Here is a 19,060-nt window from a genome sequence, read left to right as displayed (position 1 = left end):
GAATATTTTTTGGCAGGCATCGTTATGATATTGATATAAAGCAGGTATTTATTAACGGAGGGGGATGTTTTTACAGGCGGTAGAAATGATGGGTAGTAATGATGTTAACTATGTTTATGGCTGTAATGAAGGAATTTTTTATATTACGGATGGGGAACTGATGAAGGATATAGAGCAGTCGCTCTGCAATTGAACTGCAGTGACTCTAAATAAGACAGGATGAGTGGTATAGAAACACGAATTTGGCTCCTCTGACTGGACTCGAACCAGTGACATACGGATTAACAGTCCGCCGTTCTACCGACTGAACTACAGAGGAATCGTGTGAACGGGGTGAATACTAGCGGCGGCGGATCGGCTTGTCAAAGGGTGGATTGCAATTCGGCATTCGTTTGCTGAGAATTACAGCAATCTGGCGTATTCATCAGCAAAAACGATGGCTGTGCACCAGCGCGGTGCAAATCTACCCCTTATGGGGCAGTGTAGCCAGCCTGTTCTTACTAATGCTAACGTGCAGGTAATCAGAAACTCTTATTATCCAGCCTGTTAGACAGAATCAAAACGACTTTTTAAAAATTGGCAAGCATCTTGCAAATCCTCCGATAAAACATGTGTATGCATCAACTTACGCTTTTTGTACCGGAGGCAAAATGAACTTCAGACGACTCAAGTATTTCGTGAAAATCGTTGATATCGGTAGCCTGACCCAGGCCGCTGAGGTGTTACATATCGCCCAGCCCGCACTGAGTCAGCAGGTGGCAACGCTTGAGGGAGAGATGGATCAGCAGCTGTTAATCCGTACCAAGCGTGGCGTAACGCCAACCGAAGCCGGAAAAATTCTCTATACTCACGCGCGCACCATCCTGCGTCAGTGCGAACAAGCCCAGCTGGCAGTGAACAACGTCGGCCAGACCCTGCGCGGGCAGGTGGCTATTGGCCTTGCACCCGGCACTGCGGCATCGTCCATTACCATGCCTTTGTTACAGGCGGTACGCAACGCGCTGCCGGATGTTATCGTTTATCTGCATGAAAACAGCGGTACCGATCTTAACGACAAGCTGATCGGCGGCCAGCTCGATATGGCGGTGCTCTATGAGCGTGCACCAGCGGAGGGGATAGCCAGCCAGGCGCTGCTAAAAGAGGATCTCTACCTGGTTGGAACCCGAGATTGCCCGGGGCAGAGCGTCGATCTCACCGCCGTAGCAGAGATGAACCTCTTCCTGCCGCGCGACTACAGCGCAGTGCGCCTGCGGGTGGACGAGGCGTTCTCCCTGCGTCGCCTGACCGCTAAAATCATTGGCGAAATTGAGTCGATTACCACCTTAACCGCAGCGATTGCCAGCGGCATGGGGGTAACGGTCCTGCCGGAATCTGCTGCTCGCTCGTTGTGCAGTGCTGCAAACGGCTGGATGGCACGGATTACGGCCCCCTCGATGAGCCTGCCGCTGTCGCTCAACACCTCTGCGCACGGGCCACTCTCACCCCAGGCGCAGGCGGTAAAAGACATTCTGATGTCCCTGGTCAGTCGGCCTACTCTGGAGAACCGCGAGCTGCTGCTGGTAAGCTAGCTTTATTCTATAAAAGAATAAGATACGGGTTTTTATTATTTGTCCTGCCAGGCCTCAGACTTTAACAATAGCGACATGTCTGATGGCTCTGGAGGGCAGGATGAATTTCCAGCAACTAAAAATTATCCGTGAAGCGGCGCGTCGGGACTTCAACCTGACGGAAGTCGCCAATATGCTCTACACGTCGCAGTCCGGCGTCAGCCGCCATATTCGCGAGCTGGAAGAGGAGCTGGGAATTGAGATCTTCATCCGCCGTGGAAAACGCCTGCTGGGTATGACCGAACCGGGCAAAGCACTGCTGGCGATCGCCGAACGGATCCTCAACGAAGCAAGCAACGTCCGTCGCCTTGCCGATCTCTTTACCAACGATACCTCGGGCGTCTTAACCGTTGCCACAACACATACCCAGGCACGTTACAGCCTGCCCCCGGTGATCAAAGCCTTTCGCGCGCTCTTTCCCGAGGTTCGACTGGAACTTATTCAGGGCACGCCGCAGGAGATTGAGTCTCTGCTGCACAACGGCGGGGCGGATATCGGTATTGCCAGCGAGCGCCTGAGTAACGATCCTGCCCTGGTGGCCTTCCCGTGGTTCCGCTGGCATCACAGCCTGCTTATTCCAGAGGATCATCCGCTCGCTCACGCCTCGCCGCTCACCCTGGAGGAGATTAGCCGCTGGCCGCTGATTACCTACCGACAGGGTATTACCGGCCGCTCACGCATTGATGAGGCCTTTGGCCGCAAGGAGCTGATCCCGGACGTGGTGCTGAGCGCCCAGGATTCGGACGTGATCAAAACCTACGTTGAGCTGGGGCTGGGGGTCGGCATCGTTGCTGAACAGTCGAGCAGCGAGCAGGAGACCGGAACGCTGATCCGTCTCGATACCCGCCATCTCTTTGACGCCAATACCGTCTGGCTGGGGCTTAAGCGCGGACAGCTGCAGCGTAACTATGTCTGGCGTTTTATTGAGCTGTGCAACGCGGGACTCTCCGTCGAGGATATTAAGCGTCAGGTCATGGAGCCGGACGAAATAGCGTTGGATTATCAGATTTAATTATATGTTAAGCCCGGTTAATTACGGGCTTGCTATTTTAAATGACTAAATATTGCAGTTCAAACTCCTCTTATTGACCCACTTCTTCTGCATTAATTTCTTACTATTCGCCTTATAAAATCAACAAGGCGAAAAACGATGAATCATATTTCTTATCCCACTCTCTCCTCATTAGTAATGGCTGCAACTGACGCGCTCTATATTGACTGCTCTACGGGAGCGCCTGCATGGGCGAATACCAGTGCGGCGATGAAACCCTTTAATACGGTTAAGCTTGCGGGTACGCCCGGCGCGCCAGTAACGGTTTCGCTGGATGGCAGCGGTGTTTTTAACATTAACGGTTATAAAACCTGGAGCGGCAATCTTGATCGAAGCGGCGCGCTTGAACTTCAGGTATTCAGCCTGCAAACAGGGCTTGTTTCGCTAAGCGCCTATGTCACCAATAACCCAGCCATAAGCGCTAGCGGCAGCATGACGTTCAACAATTATACGGCGGGGGCTAATGTATTAACGCATTATGCCATTGTTACCAGCGCCGCAGCCGATGGCACTATGCGTAACAGCGTCTATATCACTACGGATATCACCCCCGGGGTGGACTATGCCCGTTTTCAGATCACCAACTCCACTACGGCGCGTTTCGTTGGGACCCAGCTTCCGCAAACCGCGAACGTTCTGCTGTACGACGACGGCACCGCCAGCATTGATCTGATTAATTCTGTCGCTGAAAGCGTCACCCTAACAATAAGTTTACCTCAGGCCTCTGGCTCAACGGTAATCGACAGCTGTGTCTTTGTAACCTTCCCTCCGCTAGAAAATTTACGCTAAACCATCGTGTGCGATACCCAGGAGTTTATTATGAATGAAAACGTTATGGCCGATACCAGTACCCTGGTGTTCTATTCTGAACCTAATATGGCGGGCGTGCCTATTCAGGTGAAACATGGTTCACTGGGAATGATTGCCACCTCAGCCAATAGCTGGCGAGAAAAATCGGTCTCTATTTTAGGAACCGACAATTTACACGCTTATATTAGCAGCAGCGTTGAAACCGGCATGATGGCGAAAAGTTATTTTAACCATGTCGAAAAGATGGTAACCGCCAGCATCAGCTCTCTACAACAGGCCTTCCCCTTACCCCAATATACGCTGGGGTTTATTGGCGTTGATAGCGATCTGGCTACGCTGGTCAGGCTGGAGCTGGATTATTCTGCTACCAGCGACCAGCCTGATACGCTGGCCGCTACCTGGTTACTGCCGGAAAGTATGTCGCAGCAGACTACGCTCTCGCTGCCTAATCTCCCCGGTGCGCTGGGCTTTGTCGGGACCGTGCCCGGGAGTCACACTCAAGTCAGCGCGCTGTATGGCATTTTCGATGCTGCTACGGGTGAGGTACAGTGGACGGGCAGCGGCTCGCTGACGATCGCCTGGGATGGCTCGCTTGTCTCTTTAACCGATATCACAGGATTCCCCTCTGGCTGGAGCTTCAGCGCGCCGGTGATGCAACCAGACGGCAGCTGGCTCGTCCAGTTGGGTAATGGCCCGGCGATAGACAGCGGCATTTTATACAGCCAGCCTAACTATGCGGGCAGCGCTGAGGCCCTCTATCCCCATCAGCTTATCTCTGTTAATAGCGGAACCGGCTGGATCTGGCAATCCGTTAAGCTCAATGCCATGCCCGTGCTGCTCCTGTCCGCCTTTAACCCCATCGACAGCGCCTATCGTTTTACCCACTATCAAATGCTGCGCTTGATCGACGATACCCCGGATTTTAGCAGTGCGTTTGGCACAGGCGCGCTGCCTGCCCAGCTGCTGTCGCTGGATAACGGTGATGTACAGATAGACGTTCAGCTACGGACGACCGGCAGCAGCGACAGCGCGCTGGTGATGACCCAACGCTATCCGCTCGGTTTCAGTACCTTTGCTGATACTGCTCATGAAGGCGTGCTGGCGATTGTGCCGTCGAGCGGCGCTTTGCAAACGGTACAGGTAAGCTACGGGGCGCTTAACGGCAGCGGGCAGTTTGTTGCCGCTGGCGCTGGTACGCTGACGGCCCGCTATAACGGGGCCGTACCCGTCGTGACGCCAGGGGGGGATCTCCCCTCTAGCTGGAACTTTAGCCTGGCGGAAAAACAGAGCGATGGCCGCTGGCTGGTCACGCTAACGGATGCCGCCGAGGCCTCTCTCTCGGTGATGGGCGCGCGCTCCAGCCGTGGGGCCGACTGGCTCTACTCAGAAAAACGCTGCCTGGTGGCTTTAGAGAGTAACGGGCAGAGTGTGGTTACCGCTGAGTGGCAGTATGAAGGGGAGAGTACCTTCCAGAGCACGCGCTATTTTATCGATACCGAGCCGCAGAAAAAGCTGACTGTTTCACTCGCTGGCGCGTCGACCGTGCTGAACGAAAGCAACGTTCTGGGGAATACCAGGGCCGTTGTCGCCAGGAGTGATAGCGGCACGGTAAGCGCATGGGGCCAAAGCGCGTCGGGCGGTTCATCACCGGCCTCTACCTTCAATACTCGCGTAACGGCAATCAGCGCCACCCTTCATGCATTTGCTGCCTGCAACCAGAGCGGTGAACTCTTTGCCTGGGGCGAGCCCAGCAAGGGGGGCAGCCTGCCATCTATGCTAGCCAACCGTAGCGGCTGGAATATGCTGGCGGCTTCAGGTGGCATGTTCGTGGCGCGTAACGTCAATTCGCCCTATATCGCCGCATGGGGAGACAATACCTATGGTCAACTCAATGTTCCCTTAGCGGTGAGCACCCTGGGCGACGTTGTCCAGATCCAGTGCAATGATTACGCCTGCGCAGTGCTCAATGCCCGCGGCCAGGTCTACGGCTGGGGAAGCGAAAACTACGGCGGAAACGTACCCTCACACATTGCGCAGCTTACGGACATCGTTGAAATCAGCGCCAGCGCCTCCGCATTTTGCGCACGCAGACGCAACGGTGCGGTTGTTGCCTGGGGGCAGGGGAGCTATGGAGGCAACGTGCCCGCCCATATCGCTTCGCTTACCAATATCGCCAGCGTTTACGGGTGCTATAGCGGCTTCTGCGCATTGCAAACCTCCGGGACGGTGGTGTCATGGGGCTCGCCAGCTATCGCCCCTGCGCCAGCGCTCAGTAACGTCGTACACGTTCAGGGTACCGAGTATGCCTTCTGCGCCCTGCAGAGCAGCGGCTCTGTGTATGCGTGGGGAGATAGCGCGGCCGGGGGAGCATTACCGGCAGAGATTGCCCAGCTAACGGACGTTGTCGCGTTAAGCGCCACGGCAACAGCGTTCGCTGTCCTGAGAAAAAACGGTGCGGTTAATAGCTGGGGCGACAGTGCGGCGGGAGGCGATAGCGCTGCGGCGATCTCCGCCCTGGCTTCCGGCGTTAAAGGCGTCTACTCAGGCGGATCGGTATTTATAGCGATTAAAGACGACAGCACCCTTGTCGCGTGGGGCAATAGCGCAGACGGGGGAAGTACGGGAGCGATCCCGACTGAGCTACAGGGCGCGGTATCTTATTTTTCATCTGAATCTGCGTAGATATAGAACGTTATCAAAATAACCTTATAAAACCCTAACGAGCCGTTGAATAGCTATTTTATTCCTCGGCTGGAGATAAAAATATGCAATCCTTGAAACGCACTTCTAAAAGAAAGAGTGTGATCTCCTATGCTCTTTTAATACTCACTCTCTGCTGGGCCAGTTTATCAGAGGCCTCTGGGGTATATTGTAATGCTCGTAACGCAACGTCAATTACAATTGATTTAGGTAATATTACGGTACCCACGGATCTTCCCGTCGGCGGCGATATTACCGGCGAACTCTCCTATCCTCAAAATCATATGGCCCAGTGTGAAGGGAGCGGGAATTTTTATACCACGCTCTACTCTGACCTGCCAGCGGATGCGGTCTATGGCGGTCGCAGCACCTTTAAAACCAACGTGCCGGGAGTAGGGATCCAGATGGGGGGGAAATTTCATCTGTGGACTGGCGCGACGAAAGATTATTCAGGATGGATCGCCAACGGTAACACACAGCAGCAGTTCTTCTCGCAGCAGCTGCGTTTCTTCACGTCGCCAATTATTAACGTAAACTTTGGTCCGATGTTTAAGCTAGTGAAAATTTCCGATGATATAGAGAGCGGTACACTTTCAGGCAAGGCTAACCATCTTGTCGTTTCAGGGTCGGCCAAGTCAACAACCTACACCGTCAACCTCGCCGGCACCATCAATGCGACACCGCCACATGTTCCGAGCTGTAAGGTGGATACCGCATCAGGATCGGCTTTCCTGGGGACGCACTCTCCCGACGAGTTCAGCGGTCCGGGATCGACTACGTCGTTTAGTAGACTCAATATTCCCTTAATTTGTGAACGTGGTGCGCAAATAACCGCTCGCGTTGATGCTGTCGCGGATCCGTCCGGTGCCGAATCGGTCATTCAGCTTGCGCCTGGCAATGAGAGTGCCTCAGGCGTCGGCGTTCAGCTCTACTGGGTCAGTGCCGGTGGTAAAGCTGATGTGCCGGTAACCTTTGGTAAAGACCAGTTTATCTACTATTCCGCTGGCGGTGCGCAAACCCTGCAGTTTGAGGCACGTTACTACCAGACGCATAAAGCCATTCTGCCAGGCCATGCCAATGCATCAGCCACCGTAACGCTCTCCTATCAATAAGAGGAAACCGCAATGAATAAGTCACATAAATTAGTTCAGGTTTTACTGTCAGGTACCGTTTTACTCATGATCGCATCAGCCTGGTCTGTTCAGGCGGCTGACGCCACGCTAACCTTTACGGGCACCATTGTTCCCGCCGGCAATAGCGTTCAAGCGTCGGCTGATAACAAAACGGGCAGCGATGCAGAGACGAAGAAAAGTGAGGCACAGGCGAAGACAAAATAGGGCAGCGATTGCTGAAAGAGTGGCTCCTCTGACTGGACTCGAACCAGTGACATACGGATTAACAGTCCGCCGTTCTACCGACTGAACTACAGAGGAATCGTGTGAACGGGGCGCATATTACTGGCCCCGTTTTTTAGTGTCAATACGAAAATTAACATCCTGATTTGAATGCCTAATTAAAGTACAAACTGTGCTTTTACTGAACGCGATAGCGCCCGGCGGCTGAAGCCGGAGTATTGGCGCGTAAACGGACAAGCGGATCCTGACGATAAAACTGGCAGAAACGCTGCCACAGCGAAGGGAAGCGTGGGGCAAACAGTTCCGGCGCGCTAAAAAAGTATTCGGAGAGGACGGCGAAGCACTCGGCGGGATCGGTGGCGGCATAGGCATCAATGCTGGCCGTACTTTCGCCTACCAGATCGATCTCATCCTGAATATTGTTCATGGCGGCGTGGAGATCGTGCTCCCAGCCAGCCACCTCTCGCAGGGTGATCATCGGTACGCCGCTGGCCCGGTCGCCGTTGCGGGTATCCAGCTTATGCGCGACTTCATGAATAATCAGGTTATAACCTGAGGCATCAAACGAGTCCTGAATGTCCAGCCAGTTAAGGACGATTGGCCCCTGCTGCCAGCTCTGCCCGGCGTGCACCACCCGCTGGTTATGCACCAGGCCAATATCGTCTTCCCACTCGTCATCGACAACAAAGGGGGCAGGATAAATTAATACCTCATGAAACCCATCGAGCCACTCAAGGCCCAGCTCGAGCACCGGCAGGCAAAAGAGCAGGGCGATACGGCAGCTCTTGAGGGCGTCAAGATCGAACCCCTGTAGCGGGGCCAGGCGCTTCTGCTGTAAAAAACGTTCGGCAAGCTGGACAAGACGCTGCTGCTCTTCCTGCGTCAGATTTGCCAGAACCGGAATGGCAAGCGCCTCTTGCCAGGGATAATGGATCATCCGTGATGCTTCATTCGCTTTCCAGGGCCATTTTATCATCGCTTTGCTCGCAAACTCGTCACTTGAACTCAATTGACTGGATGAGGACTGTTAAAATGCACAATATCCTGGCATGATATCAGTCATCAAAACGGAGAGATGCCGGAGCGGCTGAACGGACCGGTCTCGAAAACCGGAGTAGGGGCAACTCTACCGGGGGTTCAAATCCCCCTCTCTCCGCCACTATTCAAGCACTTACCCGTACCGCTTTCAACGACGTTCATCACAACTCACTGCTTAGATGTCTCTCAAAGGTAGTTCTCTTCCATTCATACCGTGAATCATCATTATCCTAATTTAGATGAACTATTTGGCACACATCGCCAAGCAGCCAGCAACATACCCAGATAAGCTAGGGAGCTAATATTCATCCAGGTAATAACAATCATGAAACTGGACGCACAGCTGCCATTTGTTACGGCACTGCTTTTTATTTTATCTATTCTTTTTCCCATCTTTCCTGAGATCCCGTTGCCCGTTAGCGAAGCGAGACTGGTTAACTGGATTGAGAACGGGCAGGCCTTATGGCTGCTTTTCGGCGCGTTGTTTACTCTCTTCTGGATCAAATCCTGGACGCTGACGCCCGGTCAGAAAGCCTTCTGGCTCTGGTCCGTTGCCTGGTGGGTGGTGCTGTTAGGGCGCAGTACCAGCTGGGGCCGGGTCTACTTTCCGGATGAGCCAAGGCTGATATTTCGTATTATTTCCGTGATTCTGATCGCTGCGTTGGCGCTACCGGTGATCCTTTCCGCTACGCTGCGTAAGGAGATAGCGCTGCGTTTTCGTCATGAAACCTTCCCGCTGTGGACCGTGGCGCTAGTGGTAATAACCTTTTTGTTTTCCGATGCGGTAGAGCACCATCGTCTGCTGGGCTCGCTGGTGTTGCATGACGCGCGCGATCAGGATCTGCTGGAGGAGCTGTACGAAATTCCCTTTATGCTGGGGCTATTTATTATTGCCTTTGGCATGATGCAGCGTGATAAAGTGGGCGATATGCAGTTAGCCACCGCCAGATAATAAAAAGCCCGCAGCGAGCGGGCTTTGTTTTTTAAAACGCGTTTAGAACTGATAAACCAGACCCAGCGCGACAATATCGTCGGTGGCGATGCCGGCGTCTTTGTAGAACTGCTCGTCCTCATCCAGCAGGTTAATTTTATAGTCGACATAGGTCGACATGTTTTTATTGAAGTAGTAGGTCGCGCCTACGTCAGCGTATTTAACCAGATCTTCATCGGTGTTAACGCCGTTGTAGTTAAGATCCTTACCTTTAGACATCAGGAAAGAGACCGCCGGGCGCAGGCCAAAGTCGAACTGGTACTGTGCGGTAACTTCGAAGTTCTGCGTTTTATTGGCAATACCGCCAATATCGGCGTTATCAGTGCTGCCGTACGGGGTCATATTTCGGGTTTCGGAATACATCGCCGCCAGGTAGACATTATTCGCGTCATACTTCAGGCCGGTAGTCCAGGCGTCCGCTTTATCGCCGCCAGCATAGGTGCTGTCTGCAGCATTGCCGCGATTGGTCTGATCTGCGGTTCGGTCAGATGAGGCGTACGCCGCACCCACGCTAAAGCCGCTGCCAAAGTCATAGGTAGAGGAGAGGCCCCAGCCGTCGCCGTTCTCGTAACGTGCGTCGGCATCTCCATTACGGCTGGCTGTGCCTTCATTACCGTTACCGGTGTTCTCGTTGTTGCCCTGATACTGCACGGCAAAGCTGAGGCCGTCGACCAGGCCGAACATATTGTTGTTGCGGTAGGTTGCCACCCCGTTGGCGCGGTTAGTCATAAAGTTATCGGCTTTAGAATAGCTGTCGCCGCCGAACTCCGGTAGCATATCGGTCCAGGCTTCTACGTCATACAGCACGCCGTAGTTACGCCCATAGTCAAATGAACCGTAGTCGCCTGCCTTCAGGCCAGCGAAGGCCAGACGGGTCCAGCTCTGGTTGCCGCTGTCTTCAGTATTATTGGCCTGAACGTTATACTCCCACTGGCCATAACCCACCAGCTGGTCAGAGATTTGGGTTTCGCCTTTGAATCCCATACGGATATAGGTCTGATCGCCATCAGCGCTGCTGTTATCAGAGAAGTAGTGCAGGCCGTCCACTTTACCGTAGAGGTCGAGCTTATTGCCGTTCTGGTTATAGACTTCTGCTGCATGTGCTGTGCCTGCGGCTAATAGTGCCGGGACAATAATTGCCAATACTTTTCTTTTCATTATTCATTTCCTTGAATCATTGATAATGTAAATGATTATTGAACTACCCGAACTGCAATTCTGATACTAGCGATTAAGTTCATTTATTTTTAAAGGAAACGTGTAAGTAAATAGTATTATTTATTGCTGGATGTTTCATTTTGGTTTGTTATTTTTGTGGTGAATGTTTTGTTGTTTATATATTAATTTGAGAAATAACTATCATATTTTTACTGTATCGTTTTGTGTTGTTGTATTTGTTTTTTAAATGTCCAGATATGGCGCAAAAAAAAAGCTCAGCGTAATAACGCTGAGCCAAGCACTGTCAAGAAGAGCGAGGGTGAAATCTAAAGGTATTGGGATTAATAACGACGAGAATAATTACATAATCCATTAAAAAAATCAGTCCATATCTGCCCCTGATGCTAAGATTATTACGCTATTACTGGTCAGAATAACCGCATAAAGAGGAGAGCATGGCAGACGTTCATGATAAAGCCACGCGGAGCAAAAATATGCGTGCTATCGGTACGCGGGATACGGCCATTGAGAAACGGCTTGCCGCGCTGCTTACCGAGTGCGGGCTGGCGTTTCGTGTTCAGGATGCGGCGCTGCCCGGCAGGCCGGATTTTGTTGTCGATGACTACCGCTGCGTTATTTTTACCCACGGCTGCTTCTGGCACCATCATGACTGCTATCTGTTTAAGGTCCCGGCCACGCGCACTGAATTCTGGCTGGAGAAGATTGGTAAAAACGTCGAACGCGACCGGCGCGACTGTGCCCAGCTGCTGGCAGAGGGGTGGCGGGTTCTGATTGTCTGGGAGTGTGCGATCCGAGGGCGGGCAAAGCTGAGCGATGTAGCCCTTAGCGAGCGGCTTGAAGAGTGGATCTGCGGCGGCGGGGCGGCCGCGCAGATCGACACCCGGGGCATTCAGGCCTGCGACCTGGTTACTTCTCCACCCCACACGGCGTAACCGTCGGACGGGCAGGCAGCAGGTACTTACCCAGCGTCACCAGCACTACCGCCAGAATGATAATTCCCAACGCCAGCCACTCGACGGGCGAGAGGCTTTCACCGGCAAACCCTGTCCCCAGCAGCACAGCGACGACCGGATTAACGTAGGCATAGCTGGTCGCTACCGCAGGGGAAGTCGTGCGGATCAGGAACATATAGGCGTTGATGGCAATAATCGAACCAAAAATCGCCAGGTAGCTCACGGCCAGCAGTCCAGACACCGTTGGCATCGCCGTGAGCCGTTCACCGGTTAGCCCCGAGGCGGCCAGCAGTACAACGCCTGCGGCGAGCATCTCAATCGCGCCGGCCATCATGCCAGTGGGCAGCGCGATGCGTGAACCCAGAACAGAGCCAAAAGCCCAGCTCAGGGATCCGATGAGGATCATGCCTGCTCCCCATGGATTACCGCTCAGGTTACCGCCGCTGTTAAGCAGAACAATGCCCGACAGGCCGATAGCAATGCCGAACCACTCTAGCTTGCGCGTAGCGATGCCGAAAAAGTGGCTAAAGCAGAGGGTAAAGAGCGGAACGGTCGCGACGACTACGGCGGCAATCCCGGACGGGACGTTTTGATGTTCGGCCAGCGTCACCATGCCGTTGCCTACCGCCAGCAGCAGAACCCCAATCAGCGCCGCGTTAAGCAGCGGGCGCAGGGAGGGTAAACGGTGGCCGGTAATGAGCAAAAAGGCGATCAGCAGAAGACCGGCAGAGAAAAAGCGTACCCCGGCCATCATCAACGGCGGCCAGCTCTCGACGCCGATACGAATCACAAAGTAGGTGGAACCCCAAATAATGTAGAGCGCAAAAAGCGCACCAATAAGCGGTAAAAGCTGCCTGAAACGCATACTCCCTCACGACAAAATTGAAATGACGCATAGAGTAAACGCCAAAACAATCAGACTGGCGAGCAATTAATTGTGCTTGTAATGTTAAAGATTTGTTGACGTTAAGGATTAATTTACGCAATGGGCTTTTATGCTCCATAATCTTCCTATTATCAGCAGTTAGAGAAGGATGTTTATTTTGGCAGGAAGTAGTTTATTAACCTTACTGGACGATATTGCCACGTTGCTCGACGACATTTCACTGATGGGCAAGCTGGCGGCTAAAAAGACCGCAGGGGTATTGGGTGACGATCTCTCTCTCAACGCCCAGCAGGTTTCTGGCGTGCGGGCCAACCGCGAACTGCCGGTGGTCTGGAGCGTGGCCAAAGGCTCCCTGTTAAACAAGGTGATCCTGGTGCCGCTGGCGCTGCTGATCAGCGCCTTTATTCCCTGGGCCATCACGCCGCTGCTGATGGTCGGCGGGGCGTTTCTCTGTTTTGAGGGGGTAGAGAAGGTGCTGCATAGCCTGCACGCCCGCAAGCATAAAGAGGACCCTCAGCAGGCGCAGGAGCGGCTAAACGCCATTGCTAAGCAGGATCCAAAGCAGTACGAGCGAGATAAGGTAAAAGGGGCGATTCGTACCGACTTTATCCTGTCGGCAGAGATTGTCGCGATTACGCTGGGGATCGTGGCCGATGCGCCTCTGCTTAATCAGGTGCTGGTGCTGTCAGGTATCGCCGTGCTGGTTACGCTTGGTGTTTATGGTCTGGTGGGGATCATCGTTAAGCTGGACGACATGGGCTACTGGCTGGTTGAGCGCCCAGGCGCACTGGCAAAAACCGTGGGTAAAGGATTGCTGGTGGTTGCGCCCTGGCTGATGAAAGTGCTGTCGATCGTTGGCACGCTGGCGATGTTTCTGGTGGGGGGCGGGATCGTGGTTCACGGCATTGCACCTCTGCATCATGCCATTGAGCATTTTGCCGCAGAGCAGGGCGCGGTGCTGGCCGCGACGTTGCCAACGCTGGCAAACCTGGTGCTCGGGTTTATTATTGGCCTGATTGTTGTCGGACTGGTAAAGGGCATCTCGCGTCTACGCGGAGCCGCCCACTAGCGATCTGCCTGACCCGATATGAAGTCTGGCAGCGGCGTGCCGATAATAGGGATTGTAGTGACTGGATAACTTCAGCAAAAACTATGGAGACGTCGTGCCACCCTCTACCGCTGCCACAGGCTCGTCACGGCTAAATCGCATTCGCACGTATCTGGTGCCTGCTCGCGTCGTTAATCTCTGTTTTTTGATTGTGTTGGTCAGCTCAACGCTGCTGACCTGGCGCGAGGTTGCGGTACTGGAGGATGCGTATGTTGCCAGCCAGCGCAATACCCTCGATAAGGTCTCCAGCACGCTGGACCGGCAGATGGAGATCGGGGTTAACGCGCTGCTCTTCTTTCGCAATGCCATGAGGGCAGCGGTGCAGACACCGCTGGCCTCAGATGTGTTGAAGAATGTGCAGGCTGAGTTTGCCCAGCAGCGTCAGCTGCCTGTCTGGCGTATCAGCGTCGATCAGCGACGCACGCTGCCGATTACCGGCGTCTCCGACGCCTTTGTTGCCCGGCATCCGCTGCTTAGCCGCGACGATCCCCAGATGCATAATGAGATGACCGCCGCCCTGGAGGTTGGTTACATCATGCGTCTCGCCACGGCAATACCCGCGATGCCTAAGCACGCCTGGTATGTTTCGCGCGCTGGCTTCTATCTCTCTTCCCGGCCGACAGCCGTGTCGGCAGAGAGCATTACGCGCTATGAAAGTCTACTGGCGCAGCCCTGGTTTACCGGGCAATCCATCCATGACAACCGTTTTCGCGGCATTCGCTGGTTTACCTCTCAGCACCCTGCTGGTCTGCAGGAGCCAATAGTCACGGTTAGCGTACCGCTGGACTATGCCCAGTACTGGTACGGTGTGCTGGCGATTGACTACGCCTATTCGTCGGTAAAACAGCTGCTGGCGGAGGCGCTCAGGGATGAAGAGCAGGGAGAGTACCAGCTTTATAATAATAACCTTGAACGTGTGGTCACCTCTTTGCCTGCTGGTGTGCAGCCGCGTAACTTTACCCAGGCGCAGCGCGAGATGCTGACCCAGGCAATAACGCTGAGCAATAGCGGCAGCCTGCGTCTTGGGCCAAACTTCGTTGTCTGGCAGAAACTTGACCACTTTGACGGGATGCTGCTGCGCATCCAGACCCTACGGGAAGGCTTGCAGGGGGATTTTGGTACCATCAGCATTGTGCTGGCGCTGCTGTGGCTGCTGTTTACCGCGATGGTATTATGCTCCTGGGTAGTCATTCGCCGTATGGTCAGCAACATGTACGCGATGCAGCACTCGCTGCAGTGGCAGGCGTGGCACGATCCGCTGACGCGGCTGCTCAACCGCGGCGCGCTTTTTGAACGGGCAAAGGCGCTGGCGGAGCTGTGTCAGCAGCAGCACAGACCGTTCTCGGTGATCCAGCTCGATCTCGATCACTTCAAAAACGTTAACGACCACTATGGTCACCAGGCAGGAGATTTAGTCCTGACGCAGGCCGCACGGCTGATTGGAGGCTGTATACAGGGAGAAGACCTTGCCGGACGCGTCGGTGGGGAGGAGTTCTGCATCGTTCTTCCGGGGAGCACCCTGCTCCAGGCGCAGCGCGTTGCAGAGCGGGTACGTGAGCGTATCAGCCGCAAAGAGATCCTGGTCCACAATAGCCAGACCATCCGCATCAGCGCCTCGCTGGGCGTCAGCAGCGCTGAGCCGAGCGAGAGCTACGTCTTTGAATATTTGCAGATGGTGGCAGACAAGCGGCTCTATCTGGCCAAATGGGGCGGGCGCAACCGCGTCTGTGCTGTTGACCCCATTCAGGATGCGCCGAACACGTGATCCAGCCCTTCATGCCAGCCTGCGGGGCCGGTCTGGGTGGTGCGATAGACCCGGGAGGGATCATCGTCGCGGAGCATAACGCCGTCGCGGTTAAACCCTTTCACCACAATGGCAAAATCGACATTGTCCAACATAGGGGCATCATTAGGGCCATCGCCAAGGCCAAGGGTCGTGTACTGCTTGCCCTCATGCTGGCAGTACTGGCGCGTCAGCCAGTTTACGGCCTGATCCTTACCATCGCGCTGGTCGATAACATGCCAGTAGCGTGCGCCCTGGACAAGACGCAGGCCAAAGCGGGTCAGGTCAGCGTCAAATTTTGTCATTCGCTCGTCGCTATCGCGCCAGATCAGCGTCTCGGAGGCTTCATGCAGCCGGGCCAGGCTCGCCTGAGCGGGCGTATAACCGGTTAGCTCGACCAGGGCAGCGACCTCAAGATCGCTAAAGGGTGTGAATTTATACCCCTCATTTTCCCGCAGCGGCGTCAGAACGGTCATAATCTGATCGTGGGTCGCGCCGTTAAGCAGGCGTGGCGCGTTTTTATGCCCTTCCCAGTGCGCATCGATCTGGATCACCGCGCCGTTCTCAGCAATAAACGGTTGCCCTTGTAACCCGACCATCTTCTGGATCGCCACAATTTCCGCCGCCGTCATGCTGCTACACAGGATAACGGGTATTTCATGCTGACGCAGACGCGTCAACCAGGGCTCGGCCGGCTGCCATTCGTGGGTATGACTATCAAGTAACGTACCGTCGATATCGGTAAATACCAGCAGCGTATCGTTAAGGTCGGGCATGGTCTGCTCCTTTGCTAGCGCAACGGGATAGTAAGAAAAATCTTAATTTAATAAACATGCACTATAGATACCTGATTTAAATAACCCGCTAAAGGCGATGCCTTCTGGCTTCTCATACTTTAGTCGTAAAACAGTTGTACGAAATAATAATTAGGTTGATGAATATTATCTTGTACCGCAAATAATTTGCATATACATTCATAACCGCATCAGATTTCCTGGTGTAACGAATTTTCAAGTGCTTCTTGCAAACGCAAGCTTTATCCCGGTCTCCCCAGACCGGGATTTTTTCTTTTAGCGATCCAGTTCCGCCGCGCTACCATCGTGAATGTCCATCTCCCAGGCATTGGCTACCCCATACTCTTCGCTATTTTGCACCCGATCAACAGGGTGTTTCTCCGGACTGCTGGGATCGATAGCGGCGAGCAGCGCATCAACTTCAGCATCGTTCAACATTTTTTCATGGCTGGTATTCATCATCGTGACTCCACAGACCGTTTCCCTAAGTATAGTCGGTGGAGAAAAGCAGCAATCACGACGGTAGGGCTGTCAGACCGCGCATTTTGTTCTACACTGGCAAAAATGTGACAGGAGGAAAATAATGAAGGTAAACGATCGGGTTACAGTTAAAACGGACGGGGGACCGCGACGTCCGGGTGTCGTACTCGCTATTGAAGAGTTTAATGAAGGCACAATGTATCTGGTTTCGCTTGAAGATTACCCGCTCGGCATCTGGTTCTTTAATGAAAAAGGGCATCCGGACGGGGTATTCGTAGAGATGCAGGCGTAACGCTATCACTGCCCTCATGCCCTGGAGGGTAAGTGCCTGCTTGCCCTCTCAACGCATATTGACGAAGATGCCGCTGGTGACATAATCCGTCAGGCGTACCACGTGGTAGATAACCTGCTTATTATGCGTTTTTATTTTTCTTTTAATATTACCCTTATGTGATGATACCGTTTTGGCTTTAATATTCATCTGGTCGGAGATTTGAATCGTTCCCTGACCGGACATCCACATTCGCAGCATACTGGATTCAGTACGGCTTAACGATAGTGTAGGGAGATTAATCCCTTTTTGCCCCTTCGCTTCTTTATTTAGATAATCGGCGAGAAACTCATCCAGCGACTCGGGTTTAATCGATTTAGAACTAATTAATAAGTTTTTGCGCACCAGCAGGTATTCATCAAAATGGATATTTGCTATCGCCATAAACACAATAAACAACGTCTTGGGATGCTGATTAATGATTTGCTTGATATGCTGACTCTGTTCGAGATCGTGGATGAAGCAGTCTTCATTAATAAACACCACCGCGGGCCGCCAGGCCTCGCAGGCTGAGCCGAGCTCGCTGACGCTGGATACGTCTTTGATATCTCGTTTTTTTACTCCGCGACTTGCCAGATAACCGGTTAATCCCAACCGGGTATAGCTGCATAAATCCATAATAATCGTTGACATGGCATACCCTCACTCAATGCGTAACGATAATTCACCACCTGCCTGAGCTACTCATAACAGTAAAAGGATGAAAATATTCTGAAAACCTATGAGCAGGACAGGACTTTCAGGCGAACACACTATCCCGTAAAGTTAGGTATAATTTGCCAGGAAACATCTTAAAGTAAAGTAAACTTTCGGAACTGTGATAATCATAAAAACAAATAAACCGCGTCCCGTATATCCTGGCGGGTATTAGCGAAATTCCTTTTTAGGAATATCCTCAATAAAGACCATTCAAAACCTAAGGATTGGAGGCCTGCGGTAATTCGCTGATGATATCCGCCAGCAGATTAAAAATTTCGCTGAACAGATGCTCGCAGAAGGGGGCAATGAGCGGCATCAGGGCCGCCATCAGCACAATACCGACGCCCAGGGTGACGGGAAAACCTATTGAGAAGATCGAGAGCTGGGGAGCCATACGGTTCAACAGCCCCAGGGAGAGGTTCAGGGTTAGCAGCAGGGTAATGACCGGCAGCGCCAGCATCAGGCCGTTGATAAAAATCAGTCCGCCCGCACGGGTTAAGGCGAGGAACGCATTGCTGTTCACCGGCTCGCCACCGATGGGCAGGGTATGGAACGTATCCACCAACATCGAGATCAGCCACAGGTGACCGTTAAAGGTCAGAAATAGCAGCAGGGCCAGCATATCCATGAAGCGCGCCAGCACGGGCATATTCAGGTTGCTGCCGGGATCGAAGAAGGTAGCAAAGGAGAGCCCCATCTGTAGCCCAATCAGCTCGCCAGCGGTGCGTATAGCGGCAAAAGCGAACTGCATGGTAAAGCCCAGCGCAATGCCAATCAGGATCTGCTGCAACGCCAGCCACAGCGAGTCCCCGGAAAAAATTGGCACGTTGGTGGCGGGCAGGGAAGGCGCAATGATGATGGTAATGACAAATCCCAGCCCCAGCTTCACGCGTTTCGGCACGCTACGCTCGCTGAGGATCGGCGCGGTCGAGATCAGTGCCAGCACGCGCAGCAGCGGCCAAAAGTAGAGACTCAGCCAGTGGAGCCACTGATCGCTGGTTACCGACACCATAAGGGTTACTTATCCAATAATATAGGGAATGTTGCTGAACAGGGTGCGCATATAGTCCAGCAGCAGGTTAAGCATCCACGGGCCGGCAACGATAATAGCAACGAAAACGGCGATAATTTTCGGGATAAACGACAGCGTCATCTCGTTAATCTGCGTGGCGGCCTGAAGAATACTGATCACCAGGCCGGTGACCAGCGCCACCAGCAGCAGGGGCGCGGCGACCATCAACGCGATTTTCATCGCGTCCGTGCCCATCATCATCACCGATTCTGGCGTCATTTCC

At 53.4% G+C, this 19,060-nt stretch carries 19 protein-coding genes and 3 tRNA genes; 12 read left to right on the top strand and 10 right to left on the bottom strand.

Annotation, left to right across the window (positions count from 1 at the left end; all coding sequences use genetic code 11):
- Nucleotides 1-243: 243 nt before the first annotated feature.
- Nucleotides 244-319 (bottom strand) — tRNA-Asn (locus NR795_RS09310).
- 331 nt (nt 320-650) lie between these two features.
- Between NR795_RS09310 and nac the strand changes: the two genes are divergently transcribed.
- The 6 genes from nac (at nt 651) to NR795_RS09280 (ending at nt 7,505) form a co-directional block, all read left to right on the top strand.
- Entirely contained in the window at nt 651-1,568 is a 918-nt protein-coding gene (gene nac / locus NR795_RS09305; protein ID WP_144817296.1) for a nitrogen assimilation transcriptional regulator NAC, read from the top strand.
- Between the two features lie 100 nt (nt 1,569-1,668).
- Nucleotides 1,669-2,619 carry an HTH-type transcriptional regulator Cbl gene (cbl, locus tag NR795_RS09300; protein WP_144817297.1) on the top strand — a complete coding sequence of 317 codons (951 nt, stop codon included), beginning with the start codon at nt 1,669-1,671 and terminating at the stop codon, nt 2,617-2,619.
- A gap of 138 nt (nt 2,620-2,757) precedes the next feature.
- Entirely contained in the window at nt 2,758-3,447 is a 690-nt protein-coding gene (locus NR795_RS09295; protein WP_257758012.1) for a hypothetical protein, read from the top strand.
- A gap of 30 nt (nt 3,448-3,477) precedes the next feature.
- Nucleotides 3,478-6,150 carry a hypothetical protein gene (locus NR795_RS09290; RefSeq protein ID WP_257758011.1) on the top strand — a complete coding sequence of 891 codons (2,673 nt, stop codon included), beginning with the start codon at nt 3,478-3,480 and terminating at the stop codon, nt 6,148-6,150.
- Between the two features lie 83 nt (nt 6,151-6,233).
- Nucleotides 6,234-7,280, top strand: coding sequence for a fimbrial protein (locus NR795_RS09285; RefSeq protein ID WP_257758010.1), 1,047 nt, complete (start codon nt 6,234-6,236; stop codon nt 7,278-7,280).
- A gap of 12 nt (nt 7,281-7,292) precedes the next feature.
- Complete coding sequence (locus NR795_RS09280; RefSeq protein ID WP_144817301.1) at nt 7,293-7,505, top strand: hypothetical protein; 213 nt, start codon at nt 7,293-7,295, stop codon at nt 7,503-7,505.
- Between the two features lie 20 nt (nt 7,506-7,525).
- Here the strand turns inward: NR795_RS09280 and NR795_RS09275 are convergent.
- Nucleotides 7,526-7,601 (bottom strand) — tRNA-Asn (locus tag NR795_RS09275).
- 100 nt (nt 7,602-7,701) lie between these two features.
- Nucleotides 7,702-8,499 carry a DgsA anti-repressor MtfA gene (gene mtfA, locus NR795_RS09270; RefSeq protein ID WP_257758009.1) on the bottom strand — a complete coding sequence of 266 codons (798 nt, stop codon included), beginning with the start codon at nt 8,497-8,499 and terminating at the stop codon, nt 7,702-7,704.
- A 93-nt stretch (nt 8,500-8,592) separates the two neighbouring features.
- On the opposite strand from mtfA, the gene NR795_RS09265 reads away from it, so the two are divergent.
- Together NR795_RS09265 and NR795_RS09260 are read left to right on the top strand one after the other, a co-directional pair.
- A tRNA-Ser gene (locus NR795_RS09265) sits at nt 8,593-8,682 on the top strand.
- A gap of 204 nt (nt 8,683-8,886) precedes the next feature.
- The gene (locus tag NR795_RS09260; protein WP_144817303.1) at nt 8,887-9,513 is read left to right on the top strand and encodes a hypothetical protein; all 627 of its coding nucleotides are present in this window, start codon (nt 8,887-8,889) and stop codon (nt 9,511-9,513) included.
- A gap of 42 nt (nt 9,514-9,555) precedes the next feature.
- Here the strand turns inward: NR795_RS09260 and ompC are convergent, their stop codons facing one another.
- On the bottom strand, nt 9,556-10,710 hold the full coding sequence (ompC, locus tag NR795_RS09255; protein ID WP_257758008.1) for a porin OmpC: 1,155 nt from the start codon (nt 10,708-10,710) through the stop codon (nt 9,556-9,558).
- 455 nt (nt 10,711-11,165) lie between these two features.
- Between ompC and NR795_RS09250 the strand changes: the two genes are divergently transcribed.
- Nucleotides 11,166-11,663, top strand: coding sequence for a very short patch repair endonuclease (locus tag NR795_RS09250; protein WP_144817305.1), 498 nt, complete (start codon nt 11,166-11,168; stop codon nt 11,661-11,663).
- Here NR795_RS09250 and yedA read toward each other — a convergent pair.
- Nucleotides 11,638-12,549 carry a drug/metabolite exporter YedA gene (yedA, locus tag NR795_RS09245; protein WP_257758007.1) on the bottom strand — a complete coding sequence of 304 codons (912 nt, stop codon included), beginning with the start codon at nt 12,547-12,549 and terminating at the stop codon, nt 11,638-11,640. The genes NR795_RS09250 and yedA overlap by 26 nt on opposite strands.
- 169 nt (nt 12,550-12,718) lie before the next feature.
- Here yedA and NR795_RS09240 point away from each other — a divergent pair, with 169 nt between their 5' ends.
- On the top strand, nt 12,719-13,639 hold the full coding sequence (locus NR795_RS09240; RefSeq protein WP_353655490.1) for a DUF808 domain-containing protein: 921 nt from the start codon (nt 12,719-12,721) through the stop codon (nt 13,637-13,639).
- Nucleotides 13,640-13,733: 94 nt separating this feature from the next.
- A complete protein-coding gene (gene dgcQ, locus NR795_RS09235; protein WP_257758006.1) occupies nt 13,734-15,443 on the top strand; it encodes a cellulose biosynthesis regulator diguanylate cyclase DgcQ in 1,710 nt (569 codons plus the stop codon).
- On the opposite strand, the gene NR795_RS09230 is transcribed toward dgcQ, so the two are convergent.
- Both NR795_RS09230 and NR795_RS09225 read right to left on the bottom strand, forming a co-directional pair.
- Nucleotides 15,422-16,237, bottom strand: coding sequence for a mannosyl-3-phosphoglycerate phosphatase-related protein (locus NR795_RS09230; RefSeq protein WP_257758005.1), 816 nt, complete (start codon nt 16,235-16,237; stop codon nt 15,422-15,424). The genes dgcQ and NR795_RS09230 overlap by 22 nt on opposite strands.
- 294 nt (nt 16,238-16,531) lie before the next feature.
- Complete coding sequence (locus NR795_RS09225) at nt 16,532-16,717, bottom strand: hypothetical protein (protein ID WP_257758004.1); 186 nt, start codon at nt 16,715-16,717, stop codon at nt 16,532-16,534.
- A 121-nt stretch (nt 16,718-16,838) separates the two neighbouring features.
- Between NR795_RS09225 and dsrB the strand changes: the two genes are divergently transcribed.
- Nucleotides 16,839-17,027 (top strand): protein DsrB, encoded by a 189-nt coding sequence (gene dsrB / locus NR795_RS09220; protein WP_186370557.1) that lies wholly within the window; start codon nt 16,839-16,841, stop codon nt 17,025-17,027.
- A gap of 48 nt (nt 17,028-17,075) precedes the next feature.
- Here dsrB and rcsA read toward each other — a convergent pair whose 3' ends face one another.
- The 3 genes from rcsA to fliQ all read right to left on the bottom strand — a co-directional run bounded on the left by rcsA (nt 17,076) and on the right by fliQ (nt 19,056).
- Nucleotides 17,076-17,699 (bottom strand): transcriptional regulator RcsA, encoded by a 624-nt coding sequence (gene rcsA / locus NR795_RS09215; protein ID WP_042391443.1) that lies wholly within the window; start codon nt 17,697-17,699, stop codon nt 17,076-17,078.
- A gap of 283 nt (nt 17,700-17,982) precedes the next feature.
- Nucleotides 17,983-18,777 (bottom strand): flagellar biosynthetic protein FliR, encoded by a 795-nt coding sequence (fliR, locus tag NR795_RS09210; protein ID WP_144817312.1) that lies wholly within the window; start codon nt 18,775-18,777, stop codon nt 17,983-17,985.
- 9 nt (nt 18,778-18,786) lie between these two features.
- Nucleotides 18,787-19,056, bottom strand: a complete 270-nt coding sequence (fliQ, locus tag NR795_RS09205; protein ID WP_042391441.1) for a flagellar biosynthesis protein FliQ — start codon at nt 19,054-19,056, stop codon at nt 18,787-18,789.
- Between the last annotated feature and the right edge of the window lie 4 nt (nt 19,057-19,060).

Source organism: Pseudescherichia sp. L3, from assembly GCF_024656065.1.
Lineage (GTDB): Bacteria > Pseudomonadota > Gammaproteobacteria > Enterobacterales > Enterobacteriaceae > Pseudescherichia.
This window is presented reverse-complemented; position numbering and strand designations above follow the sequence as displayed.

Excerpts from the sequence above, each read along its gene's own strand:
- NR795_RS09285 (WP_257758010.1), top strand. The coding sequence starts at position 6,234 with ATGCAATCCTTGAAACGCACTTCTAAAAGAAAGAGTGTGATCTCCTAT.
- NR795_RS09250 (WP_144817305.1), top strand. The coding sequence starts at position 11,166 with ATGGCAGACGTTCATGATAAAGCCACGCGGAGCAAAAATATGCGTGCT.
- NR795_RS09230 (WP_257758005.1), bottom strand. The coding sequence starts at position 16,237 with ATGCCCGACCTTAACGATACGCTGCTGGTATTTACCGATATCGACGGT.
- NR795_RS09295 (WP_257758012.1), top strand. The coding sequence starts at position 2,758 with ATGAATCATATTTCTTATCCCACTCTCTCCTCATTAGTAATGGCTGCA.
- fliQ (WP_042391441.1), bottom strand. The coding sequence starts at position 19,056 with ATGACGCCAGAATCGGTGATGATGATGGGCACGGACGCGATGAAAATC.
- rcsA (WP_042391443.1), bottom strand. The coding sequence starts at position 17,699 with ATGTCAACGATTATTATGGATTTATGCAGCTATACCCGGTTGGGATTA.
- cbl (WP_144817297.1), top strand. The coding sequence starts at position 1,669 with ATGAATTTCCAGCAACTAAAAATTATCCGTGAAGCGGCGCGTCGGGAC.
- yedA (WP_257758007.1), bottom strand. The coding sequence starts at position 12,549 with ATGCGTTTCAGGCAGCTTTTACCGCTTATTGGTGCGCTTTTTGCGCTC.
- ompC (WP_257758008.1), bottom strand. The coding sequence starts at position 10,710 with ATGAAAAGAAAAGTATTGGCAATTATTGTCCCGGCACTATTAGCCGCA.
- NR795_RS09240 (WP_353655490.1), top strand. The coding sequence starts at position 12,719 with ATGTTTATTTTGGCAGGAAGTAGTTTATTAACCTTACTGGACGATATT.
- nac (WP_144817296.1), top strand. The coding sequence starts at position 651 with ATGAACTTCAGACGACTCAAGTATTTCGTGAAAATCGTTGATATCGGT.
- dsrB (WP_186370557.1), top strand. The coding sequence starts at position 16,839 with ATGAAGGTAAACGATCGGGTTACAGTTAAAACGGACGGGGGACCGCGA.
- NR795_RS09280 (WP_144817301.1), top strand. The coding sequence starts at position 7,293 with ATGAATAAGTCACATAAATTAGTTCAGGTTTTACTGTCAGGTACCGTT.
- NR795_RS09225 (WP_257758004.1), bottom strand. The coding sequence starts at position 16,717 with ATGATGAATACCAGCCATGAAAAAATGTTGAACGATGCTGAAGTTGAT.
- NR795_RS09290 (WP_257758011.1), top strand. The coding sequence starts at position 3,478 with ATGAATGAAAACGTTATGGCCGATACCAGTACCCTGGTGTTCTATTCT.
- fliR (WP_144817312.1), bottom strand. The coding sequence starts at position 18,777 with ATGGTGTCGGTAACCAGCGATCAGTGGCTCCACTGGCTGAGTCTCTAC.
- NR795_RS09260 (WP_144817303.1), top strand. The coding sequence starts at position 8,887 with ATGAAACTGGACGCACAGCTGCCATTTGTTACGGCACTGCTTTTTATT.
- mtfA (WP_257758009.1), bottom strand. The coding sequence starts at position 8,499 with ATGATAAAATGGCCCTGGAAAGCGAATGAAGCATCACGGATGATCCAT.